Here is a 12427-nt window from a genome sequence, read left to right as displayed (position 1 = left end):
CCTCCCATGGGACTACTCCTTTGGATCTTCCGCCGCGGCCCGTCCCCGCAGGGCCGCTCCTGCGGCAGGATGCCAATGGCCCCGCCGCCCGCGGACATGTCGCACGGGGCATGAGGGCCCGGGTGCCGAAGCCCCGGCAGGGCCTTGCCGCCCGGCCCGCCGGGGGCCGGGTCGGTCTTCATGGCCGTCGGATGATCCGGGGCAAGACCTTGCGGCCGGCGGCTCCGGTCAGCGGGCGAGCCCGGCGTAGAGCCTTGGCAGGCGCTCGGGCAGGCGGTCGATGCGATTGAGGATCTGATAGCAGCGCGGGCCGAAGATCTGCGCGACATAGCTGTCGGCCTGCGGGTCGAGCGTCAGGCAGAAGGGCTGCACGCCCTGCCGCGTCACCTCGTCCACCGCGGCACGGGCGTCGTGGCGCAGATGGGCGGGGTCGCGCACGTCGATGTCGGCGGGCGCGCCGTCGGTCAGCACCAGAAGCAGCTTCCGTGCGGCGCGCTGCTGGCCGAGATGCCAGCCTGCGTGGCGGATCGCGGCGCCCATCCGGGTGGAGAGCCGCCCCTCCATCCCCGCCAGCCGCGCCCTGGCCATCGGCCCCCAGTCCTCGCCGAAGTCCTTGAACCGCTGGTAGAAGACATTGTGCCGCCCGTCCGAGCAGAAGCCGTGCAGTGCGAACGGGTCGCCCACGCGATGGACGGCCTCGGCCAAGAGCACCGTCGCCTCGCGCGTCACGTCGATCAGGCGGCGGCCCTCGGCGCCTGCGGGATCGTTGGTGGATTCCGACAGATCCAGCAGCAGCATCACCGCCACGTCGCGCGTGCGACGGACCTGCCGCATCATCACCCGCGGGTCGGGCTGGCGGCCCAGCCGCAGGTCGAGCCGCGCGGCGATGGCGGCGTTCAGGTCGAGATCGTCGCCCTCCTCCAGCCGGCGCAGGCGCTGCACGCCCTGCGGCTGCATCGCCTCGAGCACCCGGCGCATTCGCGAGAGGATCGCGCGGTTCTCGGTCAGGATCGCCTCGGCTACCTGTGGATCGCCCGGCTTCGGGCGCTTTTCCAGCACGGTCGCCCAGTCGGGGCGGTAGAGGCCGATGCGATGGTCGAACTCGGGGTAGGTGCGGGGCGGGGCGACCGGCTCGCGCCCCTCGCGGGCGTTGAAGCTGGTGCCGTCGTCGTCGAAGAACGCGCTGGCGCAGACCCAGACCTCCTGTGCATCCTCACCGGCGGTCTCGACCTCGACCTCGTTCACCATCTCGGAGACCGAGACGTAAAGCCGCCGCTGTTCGGGGGTGGGGCTCATGTCCCACTCGGCCTCGTCCGTCTCCCACAGCGCGCGGTTGTCGTCGCGGTAGGGGGCGGCGACGGGCGGGGGCAGGGCGCCCAGACGCTCGGCGAGCGCAAGACCCAAGCTGCGCGAGGTGGCTTGGGACGGGTCCGCCCCCGCGAGGGCCGCGCGGGCCCAGAGGGCGTGGGGGTTGCTGGTCGCCTCATCCAGCAGCAGCGCGCGGGCGATGCGGTCCAAGGGGCCGTCCCCGGTGTGGAACCGCGCCCAGAGGTCGCGCAGGCGGGGGAAGCGAGCGATGGCCAGCGCCTCGGCGCGGGCATCCTCGAAAAGGCCGATGCAGGCGCGCTGGAGGGGCGAGAGGCCGTCCATCCCGATCGGCCCGCGCCGGGCCACCAGATGCGCCGCGGCATGGGCGGCGGCGGCGCGGTAGAGGTCAAGCCCCGCCACCCCCTGCCAGTCGCCCCAGGCATCGGGCAGATGCAGCCTACCGGCCTCAATGAAGGGCCTGAGCCCCTCGCGCGCCTCATAGTCGCCCGAGGTCGGGCGCATCGCGAAATCGCGGCCCCAGAGCGCGCGCAGATAGACGCCGATCCGGCGGTGGATGTCGACGAAGAGCACCCCCTTGCGCTCGCGTTGCAGGATCGCCTTGGCCTCGGCGCTTTCCAGCGCGAAGTAGCGCGCCTGTTCGGCGTAATTGGTGCGGTGCGCCTCGGCCCCCCACAGCGCCCAGCGGCGCAGGCCGCCAAGGGTCAGGACGCCCAGAAGCTCGTCAAGATGGTCGAGCATCGGCCGCAGCCCCCGCGGCGCCTGCGCCAGCAGCACGTTCAGGAAGCCGAGATAGGCGCGGAACAGATCCGCATCCCCCAGCCGCCGCGCGGCCAAGGGTGCCGTCGCCAGAACCTGCGCGATCACCGCGCCCGAGGTGCGCGAGGCAAGGCCCAGGCATTCCTGCGCCAGATCCGGCAGCACATCCTCGCCCAGCTCGCGCGCAAGCGGGGGCGCGGCCTCGATCCAGGCGCAGACCGGTCCCTCTCCGCGCCCGATCCGGGTCAGCGCCGCCGCCCCCTCGCGCCAGACCTCGAGGCCGCGGGGCGAGAGGCGGCGGGCGGCCTCGGGCGCAAGCTCGGCCAGGCGCGCGCTTGCGGCCTCGGACAGGTCGTGGATCGGGGCGAGGAGCGTCATGGCATCCCCCTAGAAATAGGTGGTGACGGCGGCGTCGAGCGCGTCGCGCATGTCGGGATCGTCGGTGATCGGCCGCACCAGCGCCATCCGGCAGGCCGCGACCGGCGCCACGCCCTGCGCGATCAGGTGGCCGGCATGGACCAGCATCCGGGTCGAGATCCCCTCGTCGAGCCCGTGGCCCTTGAGGTTGCGCGCGCGTTCCGCGATGGCGACCAGCTTGTCGGCCAGCGCGCGGTCCACGCCCGCCTCGTGGGCCACGATATCCACCTCCACCCCATGTTCGGGCCAGGTGAAATCCAGCGCGCCGAACCGTTGCCTGGTGGATTGCTTCAGATCCTTCATCAGGCCCTGGTAGCCGGGGTTGTAGCTGATCACGAGCTGGAAGTCGGGGTGCGCGCGCAGGAGTTCGCCCTTCTTTTCCAGCGGCAGCACGCGGCGGTTGTCGGTCAGCGGGTGGATCACCACGGTCGTGTCCTGCCGCGCCTCGACCACCTCATCGAGATAGCAGATCGCGCCGTGGCGGGCGGCGAAGGTCAAGGGCCCGTCCTGCCAGCGCGTGCCGTCGGCATCCAGAAGGAAGCGGCCCACGAGATCCGAGGCCGTCATGTCCTCGTTGCAGGCGACGGTGACCAAGGGCTTGCCCAGCCGCCAGGCCATGTGCTCGACAAAGCGGGTCTTGCCGCAGCCGGTGGGGCCTTTCAGCATGACGGGCATGCGCGCGGCGTGGGCGGCCTCGAACAGCGCGATCTCGTCAGAGACGGGGCGATACCAGGGCTCGGCCGGGATGCGGAACGGGTGGGTGATGGCGTCCATGATGACCTCGGGGGAAGGGGCCCGCCGCGGGGAGGATGCGGCGGGCAAGCGGCCCGCCACCGGGAGGGGTGGCGGGCGGCGGTCTCAGACGGCGGCGCCGCGATAGACGACCATGTTGGCGCCCTGGCTCTGGGTGAAGTTGTCGTAGCCGATCAGGCGGACGTGGTTGTCGGGGTTCGCCTCGTGGCAGGCCTTCAGCTCGCCAAGGATCGTGTCCACGTCCGTCTCGCCGAACATCGGCAGCTTCCACATGTACCAGTAGGTGCCCGAGGCGAACTCCGGCTCGGTGTGCTCGATCGCCGGGTTCCAGCCGTTCTTCACGATCCACTCGACCTGCCGGCGGATCTCGTCCTCAGTCATCGGCGGCAGATAGGAGAAGGTGCCCATCTTGCGGCTCGCGGGGTCCGACAGCCGCGACTTGTAATCCTGAACGCTCATTTCCTGTCTCCTCTGCCTCAGCGGTGCTGCACGTCGAGCTTGTCGACGGTGTCGAACTCGAACCGGATTTCCTTCCAGGTCTCCATCGCCATGCGCAGCTCGGGGCTGGTCCGGGAGGCCCTGGTCAGGATCTCCTTGCCTTCCTTCTCGAGGTTGCGGCCGTCGTTGCGGGCCTGAACGCAGGCCTCGAGCGCGACGCGGTTGGCGCAGGCGCCGGCGGCGTTGCCCCAGGGGTGGCCGAGCGTCCCGCCGCCGAACTGCAGGACCGAGTCATTGCCGAAGATCGAGACCAGCGCCGGCATGTGCCAGACATGGATGCCGCCCGAGGCGACCGGGAACAGGCCCGGCTGCGGCCCCCAGTCCTGATCGAAGAAGATCCCGCGGGAACGGTCGGCCTTGATGAAGCGGTCGCGCAGCAGGTTGATCCAGCCGATCGTGGCCTCCCGGTCGCCTTCCAGCTTGCCGACGACGGTGCCGGAATGCAGGTGATCGCCCCCCATCAGCCGCAGGATCTTGGCCAGCACCCGGAAGTTGATGCCGTGGTTCGGGTTGCGGTCCATCACGGCATGCATGGCGCGGTGGACATGCAGCAGCATCCCGTTCTTGCGGCACCAGCGCGAGAGGCTCGTGTGCGCCGACCAGCCCACCGTCAGATAGTCCGACATGATGATGGGCGTGCCGATCTCTTTCGCGAACTCGGCGCGCTCGTAGATCTCTTCCATTGTGCCGGCGGTCACGTTCATGTAGTGGCCCTTGCGCTCGCCGGTCTCGGCCTCGGCCTTCTCGATCGCCTCCTGGCAGAACAGGAAGCGGTCGCGCCAGCGCAGGAAGGGCTGCGAGTTGACGTTCTCGTCGTCCTTGGTGAAGTCGAGCCCGCCGCGCAGGCATTCATAGACCGCGCGGCCGTAGTTCTTGGCCGACAGGCCCAGCTTCGGCTTGATCGTGCAGCCCAGAAGCGGGCGGCCATACTTGTCCAGCAGGTCGCGTTCGACCTTCATCCCGTGCGGCGCGCCGGGGCAGGTCATCACGAACCACAGCGGGAAGCGCACATCCTCCAGCCGCAGGGCGCGCACCGCCTTGAAGCCGAAGACGTTGCCGACGAGCGAGGTGAAGACGTTGACGACCGAGCCTTCCTCGAACAGGTCCATCGGATAGGCGATGAAGGCGTAGAAGGCCTCGTCGCTGCCCGGCACGTCCTCGATCGCGTAGGCGCGGCCCTTGTAATAGTCGAGATCGGTCAGAAGGTCGGTCCAGACCGTCGTCCAGGTGGCGGTGGAGCTTTCGGCGGCGACGGCGGCGGCGGCTTCCTCGCGGCTCACGCCGGGCTGCGGCACCACCTTGAAGACGGCGAGGATGTCGCTGTCCTTCACCTGATACTGCGGCTCCCAGTAGATGGAGCGATAGTCCTTCACTCCGGCGTCATAGGTCTTGGCGGCCATGATGGTCCCTCGTTGTCCCGTGGTCGGGGACGGTATGGCGCCTTGCAAGACTAAACCAAACTGAATAGTTTTTAGTTTCAGAACAGGTGAAAGGTTATTCATGCGCTGCACCTTGCGCCAGTTGCAGGTCTTCGCCTCGGTCGCGCGCCACGCCAGCTACACCCGCGCGGCCGAAGAGCTGCACCTGACCCAGCCCGCCGTCTTCGCGCAGGTGAAGCAGCTTGAGGAGGCGCTGGGGACCGCGCTGATCGAGCGGATCGGCAAGCGGCTGCACCTGACCGAGGCGGGCCGCGCGGTGGAGGCCACGGCGCGCGAGACGCTGGAGGGGATCGAGCGGCTCGAGATGCAGCTGGCCGACCTTCAGGGCTTGCGGCGCGGGCGGCTGAAGATCGCCATCGTCTCGACCGTGCAGTATTTTCTGCCGCGGCTCCTGGGCGAGTTCTGCACGCTGAACCCCGGCATCGAGGTGGCGCTGACCGTCACCAACCGACAGACGGTGATCGCGCGGCTGGCCGCGAACGAGGACGATCTGTGCATCCTCGGCCAGCCGCCCGAGGGGCTCGACGTGGTGGCGACCCCCGTGGCGCAGAACCCGATCCTGCTGCTCGCGCCGGCCGATCATCCGCTGGCCGGGGCGCGGGACGTGCCCTTCGCGGAGCTGGCCGAGGCGCCCTTCATCCTGCGCGAGCCGGGATCGGGCACCCGCGCCGCCGCGGAACGGTTCTTCGCCGACTGCGGCGTCCGGCCGCGGGTGCGGATGGAGCTGGGCTCGAACGAGGCGATCAAGGAGGCGGTGGCGGCGGGGCTGGGGCTTGCGATCCTGTCGCAGGACACGATGGCGGTCGAGGCGGCGACGCGCCGGCTGGTGGCGCTGGACGTGCAGGGCTTTCCGCTGATGCGGGTGTGGAACGTGGCCTATCCCCGCGGCAAGCACCTCTCGGTGGCGGCCGCGGCCTTCCTGGCCCATCTGACGCAAGGCGCCCCCTCTCAGATCGCGAGCCACAGGTAAAGCGGCAGCCCCAGCGTCAGGTTGAAGGGAAAGGTCACGCCCAGCGACATGGTCAGGTAGATCCCTGGCTCGGCCTCGGGCAGGGCCATGCGCATCGCCGCCGGCACCGCGATGTAGGAGGCCGAGGCCGCCAGCACCGTCAGCAGGAAGAGGCTGCCCCCCGACAGGCCGATCAGCATCCCCAGCCCCAGCGCCAGCGCGGCCCCGGCCAGCGGGATCAGCACGCCCGCCGCCAGCAGGCCCGGCGTCAGCAGGTGCCGGTTGCCGGTCAGGCTGCGCCCCGCCGTCACGCCCATGTCGAGCAGGAACAGGCACAGGATGCCGGTGAAGGGCGTCACGATGAAGGGGGCGATCATCTCCATTCCCCGGCCCCCGGTCAGGGCGCCGATGGCAAAGGCGCCCACCAGCAGCACGATCGAGCCGTTGGCCAGCAACTCGCGCCCCAGCCGGATCGGCCGCGCCGTGGCCCCGCCGCCGCGATGGGCCAGCCACAGCGCCGAGACGATCGCCGGGGCCTCCATCGCGGCGGCGACGGCCACCATGTAGCCGTCATGGGCGATGCCGGCCACATCGAGCAGGCTGGTCGCCGTCACGAAGGTCACGATCGAGATCGAGCCGTAGTGCCCCGCCACCGCCGCCGCATTCAGCCGGTCGAGCCGCGTCATCGCGCGGAGCAGCGCGAAGGCCACGAAGGGGATCGCCAGCGACAGCGCCACCCCCGCCAGCAGCGCAAGGAACAGGTCGGCGCTGACGCCATGGGCGGCGAGGCTGACCCCGCCCTTGAAGCCGATCGCCAGCAGCAGATAGATCGACATGAACTTCGTCGCCCCCGCCGGGATCGACAGGTCGCTGCGGGCAAGGGCCGCGATCAGGCCCAGCACGAAGAACAGGATCGTCGGCACCAGAAGATTGCCGGTCAGGATGTCGAGGGCGGATGGCACGAGGGGCTCCTTGCAAGGGTCGCCGCCCGATGCACCACCCGCTTGCATAAGCCCAATACATCGTTTCTACTCTTCCCATAGTTCAAGGCTATGGACATGCGCCCCACGCTGCGCCAGCTGGAATATATCGTGGCCGTGGCCCGGCTCGGCCGCTTCGGTCTGGCGGCCGAGGCCCTGGCCGTCAGCCAGCCGAGCCTCTCGGCGCAGATCGCCGAGGTCGAGGCCGATCTGGGAACGCGGCTCTTCCAGCGCGGACGCTCGGGCGTGCAGCCCACCGCGGCAGGCGCCGAGGTGATCCGCCGCGCCCAGAAGATCCTGCGCGAGGTCGAGGATCTGCGCGCCAGCGTCACCCATGGCCTGCCCTTCGGCGGGCGGCTGCGGCTGGGGGTGCTGCCCTCGATCGGGCCCTACCTGCTGCCGGGGGCGATCGCCTCGATCCACCGCCAGCACCCCGACCTGCGGGTGGCCGTGCGCGAGGAGAACACACAAGGTCTGGAACAGGGCCTGCGCGCGGGCCGCTTCGACCTGATCGTCTCGACGCCCGAGGATCATCCCAACACGCGCCAGATCCATCTCTTCGGCGAGCGGCTGTGGATCGCGGTGGCGCGGGACGATCCGCTGGCGGCGTCGGAGGGGCCGGTGGCGGCCGCCGATCTGCGGGGGCGGATGTTCCTGACGCTCGACCGCGGGCACCGGCTGTCGCGGATCGTCCATGCGCTGGCCTCAAGCTGCGGCGGCATCGTCTCGGACGATTACGAAGGGACGAGCCTCGATTCCGTGCGCCTGATGGCGGCCTCGGGGGCGGGGATCGCGATCCTGCCGGAGCTTTACGCCCGCGAGCAGGCCGCGCTGCGCCGCGATGTCGCCCTGCGGCTTCTGCGCGCCGAGGGCGCCAGCCGCGACATCGCCCTGATCCGGCCGATCGGCGGGGATGAGGCGGGGCCGGATCTGGTCCAGGCCGCCCTGCATCAGGCGGTCGCGGCGCTTGGCCTGGCGGGCGAGGCCGCGCGGTCCGGTCCCGCCTGATCCCGACCGACGGGCCCTCCGCGCCCTTGGCGGGGTCAGAGGCTGCGGGTCATGAAGAGGCTGTTCGGATCCTCCCGATAGCCCTCGAACGGGCCGCAGGGCGCAAAGCCCGCGCGGGCATAGAGCGTCCGCGCCGGAGCGAAGGCCGGCTCCACCCCGGTTTCGAGGCTCATGCGCGCGAAGCCCGCCGCGCGCGCCTCGGCCAGCAGATGCGCGAGCAGGCGCGCGGCCAGTCCCTGGCCCCGCGTCTCGGCCAGGACATGCATGGACTTGATCTCGGCGTGGGTCGCGTCGATCGCCTTGAAGGCGCCCATGCCGACCAGAAGGCCGGCGCGGCGCATCCCGTAGAAGCGGACACCGGGCACCGCGAGGTCGGCGGGATCGAGCGCATGGACGCTCTCGGGCGGCGAGGTGGCCCACATGAGCGTGAGGTGACGCTCGAAGAGCGGCGCGAAGGCGGGGTCGGTCGGATTGTCGCGGCGGATGTCGAGATCGGCGTCGGTTGGCATGGGCGGCCTCGGAGGAGGGGGCAGGGGCCTTTCCGATGGCACGGAATCCGCGGCGGGCCAAGGGAGGGCCGGGGATCTGCACCCCCGCGGCTGGCGCCCGGCAGAAAGGCACGGCCGGAGACATGTCCCTTGCGGGCAAAGGGGACGCAACGCCCGCCCCACGAACGGCCGGGGGCCGCCCGGCACCGGCGGGAGGGGCGGGCAGGGGGATAGGCGCGCCCCTAGCGTTCCAGCGCCAGGGCCAGCAGCTCGGCCTCGACCATGTCCGGCCGGGCGGCAAAGCGGGCGAGATCCTCGTTCAGCGCCGAGAGCCCCGACAGGATCCCGGTCTGGCCCGAGGCCGCAAGCTCCTGCTGGAGCAGGCCGAAGGCCGCCTCCACCACCTCGCCCTCGATCTCCGACGAGAGGGTCTCGAGCGCGCTGCGGTAGGACAGAAGATAGGTGTGCTGCAGGTCGCGCAGCATCCTCAGCTGCCGGTTCACCCGCTCGGCCCCCGCGATGAGCGCCTCGCGCTGCGCCCCGTCGCTCACCCGGATCTGGTCCACCATGGCGCGGACATTGCCGGTCTGGCGGTCGATCTCGCGCGCGCCGTCGGCCAGGGCCGCAATGAAGACCGCGCCGCTCAGCAGCGTGGATTTCGCCGATTCCCGGAAGGCCGCCGCCGCCGCATCGCGCGCCAGGCGGAATTCGAGCTGGAGGTCGGTCAGGGCCGACTGCCGGCGCGGGTCGGCCTCTTCCTCGATCAGCGCCGAGAGCGTGACTAGCGGATCCGAGGCCTCCCCCGCCGGCGCCTCGGCCAGGTCGAGCCAGCGGCTGCGGATCGCGCGCAGGCGGGCGTCCGACGAGGTGACATCGCGCGTCAGCACGAGGCGCAGCCCGAAGGTGGCCCCGGCCAGCGCCTTGCCGTCGGCGGCGCGGTAGAGCGGATATTCCCGCCGCTGCGCGGAATAGAGCTCTTCGGGGGCCGAGAGCACCGAGCCGCCCCGGGTGACGAGCCCCCCCGCCTGCCCGTGCGGGCGCCCGACCGCATTCAGCCGGAAGGGTTCGAGCATCAGCTCCTCGGCATTGCCGTAGATGTCATGGAGCCCCAGCGGGTTCGGCCTGCGCAGCCCGACGGGCAGCACCTCGCCCCGCGCCGAGCCCTGCGCCATCGCATGATCGGCGATCTGACCTTCGGAGAAATAGCGCCGCGAGGCGAACTGCGTGGCGTCGGTCGCGGCCCCGCCGCGGGCGGCATATTCCCACTCGGTCTCGGTCGGCAGGCGCAGGAAGGCCAGCCCCTCCGCCTCGGGGGGCAGCGCGTCCGGGGCCTCGGCCAGCAGCCATTCGCTGTAGCGCTGCGACAGCGCCACCGCATCGAACCACGACAACCCCGCCGCGGCGGTCCGGTCCATCCGGCCGGGCGGGGCGCAGTCGAAGGCCAGCGCCCGCTGCTGCGCGCGCGTCACCTCGTAGCGGCCGATGTAGTAGAAGGTGGCCTCGTCCGAGGCGAAGGGGCCGCGCAGATGCTCGGTGCGCAGATAGTCGGAATAGCCGGTCTCGGGCTGCGACTGGCCGAGGCGCAGGCGGCGGTCGTCGAGCGGATCGGCGGCCTCGACCGGCACGACCACCTTCTGGAAGGCCATCGCCCCGCCGCAGGGCATGGGCAGGATCAGGTCGGCCGGACGCTCGGCCGCGCCGGGATCATACTGCTCCACCGGCCAGTCCGTGGCGGGGGCGGGGCCGGCGAAGGCCAGCGCCGCCGCGAGCAGGGGGCCCGCAAGGGCGGAGAGCCGCGCCGCCCAACCCGGCCGTCCTCCGGGGCGGAAGGCGCCGCCCCGGAGGACGGCCGGGGCGCCCGGATCGGGGCCGGGGATCCTCATGGCGCCTCGCGCAGCACGACGGCCGGGTCGGTCCGCAGCGCCGCCCGCGCGGCCGCCAGCGCCGAGGCCGTCACGAGGATCACCACCCCGGCCGCGATGGCGAGCCCCTGCCCGGGCGCCAGCCGCACGAGGCCGCCCTCCTCGGTCAGGCCGCTGGCGAAGAGGCGCTCGGCCACCGCCCCCGCCACCGCGAAGAGCGCGAACGAGACCGCGAGGCCCAGGAGGGCCGTCACCAGCGCCTGCACCATCGGAATGAGCCCCAGCGCCGCCGGCGGCAGGCCGATCAGGCCAAGGCCCGCCAGCATGTGCCGCTTGCGCGCCACCTCGGCCCAGAAGCCGAAGACGAGCGCCGCCGCCAGCCCCGTCCCCGCGACCGCCGCCGTCAGGGCAAGCGCAAGGCCGAGGTTCCGCCCGAGGCCCAGCACCCCCGTCACCCGGGCCGTCTGCGCCTCGGTCGCCACGCCGAACCGCGCCTCCATCCGCGCCTGCAGCGGCGCCAGCGCCTCGAGCGAGGCGGCATAGGCGCGCATCCCCTCGTAATCGGCGACCCGCCCCGCGAGCGGGCGGCCCGTCGCGATCCCGTGCTCGGGCAGGGCATATTCGTCGTAGAAGGCCTCGATCAGGTCGAGCGTCCCGAGATCGGCCAGCACCGCCCGCCCCGCGGCGCGCGCCTCGGGCAGGATCATCCCGATCCGGCGGGCCAGGACCAGCTGGCGCGGCCTCTCGGGCGCCTGGGTCACCAGCTCGACCGCGTCCCCCGGCCCGAGGCCGAGCTGCGCGGCCAGCGGCACCGAGACCGCGATCTCGTCCGCCCCGAGGCCCGGCAGCGGCGCCAGCATCGGATCGCCCGCCCCCGTCGGCACCGCAACCGCCTCACGCACCGCGGGCTGTCCCGCGGGCCGGACGTTGACATAGTCGAAGAGGCTCCGGGTCTTCAGCGTGACGAAGGCGGTCTCGGGCCAGCCGCGGACCTCCTCGGCATCCGCCGGAGTGAAGGCGGAATTGCCGCGCGTGTCGATCTGCAGCGCCGCCGGATTGCGCAGGAGCTGGCCCAGCAGCGCCTCATAGACGCCGTTGCGCACCCCGAACAGCACGAGGAGCGGCACGAGGACGCCCGCCATCACGGCGATGTTGCAGACCAGCCGCGCCCAGTCCCGCCACAGGTCGCGCAGCGCAAGGCCGAGGATCAGCCTCATGCCGCGGCCTCCGCCCCGGTCCGCAGCGTCGAGACCACATGGCCGTCCCGCGCCTCGGGGACCAGCCGGTGCCGCGTCAGGGCAAAGCGGTCGAGCAGGTCGTGATCGTGCGACGAGACCAGCACCGCCGCCCCCGTCGCCGCCGCGGTCCCGATCAGCAGCGCCATCGCCTCGGCCGCGGCCTCGGGGTCGAGCGCGGCGGTCGGCTCGTCGGCGATGACGATCCTCGGGCCGTGGGCCAGGGCGCGGGCGATCGAGACCCGCTGGCGCTGGCCGATCGACAGGCGGTCGGGCCGCAGCCCCGCCACCGGGCCCAGCCCCAGCCGCGCGATCAGCGCCGCCGCCCGCGCCGCATCCTCGCGCCCGCTGATCCGCTGGCCGAGCGCCACATTCTGCGCCACCGTGAGGAAGGGCATCAGCCCGCCGCTCTGGGGGACAAAGCCGAAGAGGCGGCCGCGCGCCGCCGCCAGCCGGCTCCGGCCGCCCCGCGCCGACCAGAGCGGCACGAGATCGCGGGCCTCGGCGTCCGTGCCGACCAGGAGGCAGCCGCCCGCCTCGGGCCGGCGCAGGAGGCCCAGCAGTTCGAGCAGCATGGTCTTGCCCGTGCCGCTCGCCCCGGTCAGCCCCGCCGCCTCGCCCGGCTCGAGCGCCAGTTCCGGCACCCGCAGCGTGAAGCGCCGCTCGCCGTCGGCCAGGGTCACGCCCAGATTGCGGGTCAGCAGCACCGGCAT

The 12427-nt window shown here is 72.0% G+C and carries 11 protein-coding genes; 2 read left to right on the top strand and 9 right to left on the bottom strand.

What is annotated here, in order from left to right:
* Positions 1–228: 228 nt before the first annotated feature.
* The 4 genes from LV780_RS19660 to LV780_RS19645 form a co-directional block, all read right to left on the bottom strand.
* Positions 229–2463, bottom strand: a complete 2235-nt coding sequence (locus LV780_RS19660) for a nitric oxide reductase activation protein NorD (protein ID WP_233864280.1) — start codon at positions 2461–2463, stop codon at positions 229–231.
* A gap of 9 nt (positions 2464–2472) precedes the next feature.
* On the bottom strand, positions 2473–3276 hold the full coding sequence (locus tag LV780_RS19655; RefSeq protein WP_117345162.1) for a CbbQ/NirQ/NorQ/GpvN family protein: 804 nt from the start codon (positions 3274–3276) through the stop codon (positions 2473–2475).
* 84 nt (positions 3277–3360) lie between these two features.
* A complete protein-coding gene (locus LV780_RS19650) occupies positions 3361–3714 on the bottom strand; it encodes a ribulose bisphosphate carboxylase small subunit (RefSeq protein ID WP_117345161.1) in 354 nt (117 codons plus the stop codon).
* Positions 3715–3731: 17 nt separating this feature from the next.
* A complete protein-coding gene (locus tag LV780_RS19645) occupies positions 3732–5153 on the bottom strand; it encodes a form I ribulose bisphosphate carboxylase large subunit (RefSeq protein ID WP_117345160.1) in 1422 nt (473 codons plus the stop codon).
* Between the two features lie 100 nt (positions 5154–5253).
* Between LV780_RS19645 and LV780_RS19640 the strand changes: the two genes are divergently transcribed.
* Positions 5254–6162: a LysR family transcriptional regulator gene (locus LV780_RS19640; protein WP_117345159.1), complete on the top strand. Its 909-nt coding sequence runs from the start codon at positions 5254–5256 to the stop codon at positions 6160–6162.
* Here the strand turns inward: LV780_RS19640 and LV780_RS19635 are convergent.
* On the bottom strand, positions 6141–7103 hold the full coding sequence (locus LV780_RS19635) for a sodium-dependent bicarbonate transport family permease (protein WP_117345158.1): 963 nt from the start codon (positions 7101–7103) through the stop codon (positions 6141–6143). The genes LV780_RS19640 and LV780_RS19635 overlap by 22 nt on opposite strands.
* Before the next feature lie 96 nt (positions 7104–7199).
* On the opposite strand from LV780_RS19635, the gene LV780_RS19630 reads away from it, so the two are divergent.
* Positions 7200–8129 carry a hydrogen peroxide-inducible genes activator gene (locus LV780_RS19630; RefSeq protein ID WP_233864278.1) on the top strand — a complete coding sequence of 310 codons (930 nt, stop codon included), beginning with the start codon at positions 7200–7202 and terminating at the stop codon, positions 8127–8129.
* Between the two features lie 35 nt (positions 8130–8164).
* Here the strand turns inward: LV780_RS19630 and LV780_RS19625 are convergent, their stop codons facing one another.
* The 4 genes from LV780_RS19625 to LV780_RS19610 form a co-directional block, all read right to left on the bottom strand.
* Complete coding sequence (locus LV780_RS19625; protein WP_117345157.1) at positions 8165–8638, bottom strand: GNAT family N-acetyltransferase; 474 nt, start codon at positions 8636–8638, stop codon at positions 8165–8167.
* Positions 8639–8859: 221 nt separating this feature from the next.
* Positions 8860–10500 (bottom strand): formylglycine-generating enzyme family protein, encoded by a 1641-nt coding sequence (locus LV780_RS19620; RefSeq protein WP_117345156.1) that lies wholly within the window; start codon positions 10498–10500, stop codon positions 8860–8862.
* A complete protein-coding gene (locus LV780_RS19615) occupies positions 10497–11696 on the bottom strand; it encodes an ABC transporter permease (RefSeq protein ID WP_117345155.1) in 1200 nt (399 codons plus the stop codon). Before LV780_RS19615 ends, LV780_RS19620 begins: the two co-directional genes overlap by 4 nt.
* Complete coding sequence (locus LV780_RS19610) at positions 11693–12427, bottom strand: ATP-binding cassette domain-containing protein (RefSeq protein ID WP_101340342.1); 735 nt, start codon at positions 12425–12427, stop codon at positions 11693–11695. The genes LV780_RS19615 and LV780_RS19610 overlap by 4 nt, the downstream gene beginning before the upstream one ends.

The organism is Cereibacter azotoformans, from assembly GCF_021391315.1.
GTDB classification, from domain to species: Bacteria; Pseudomonadota; Alphaproteobacteria; order Rhodobacterales; family Rhodobacteraceae; genus Cereibacter_A; species Cereibacter_A azotoformans.
Note: the sequence above shows the minus strand (reverse complement) of the source record. Positions and strands in the feature narration are given on the sequence as shown.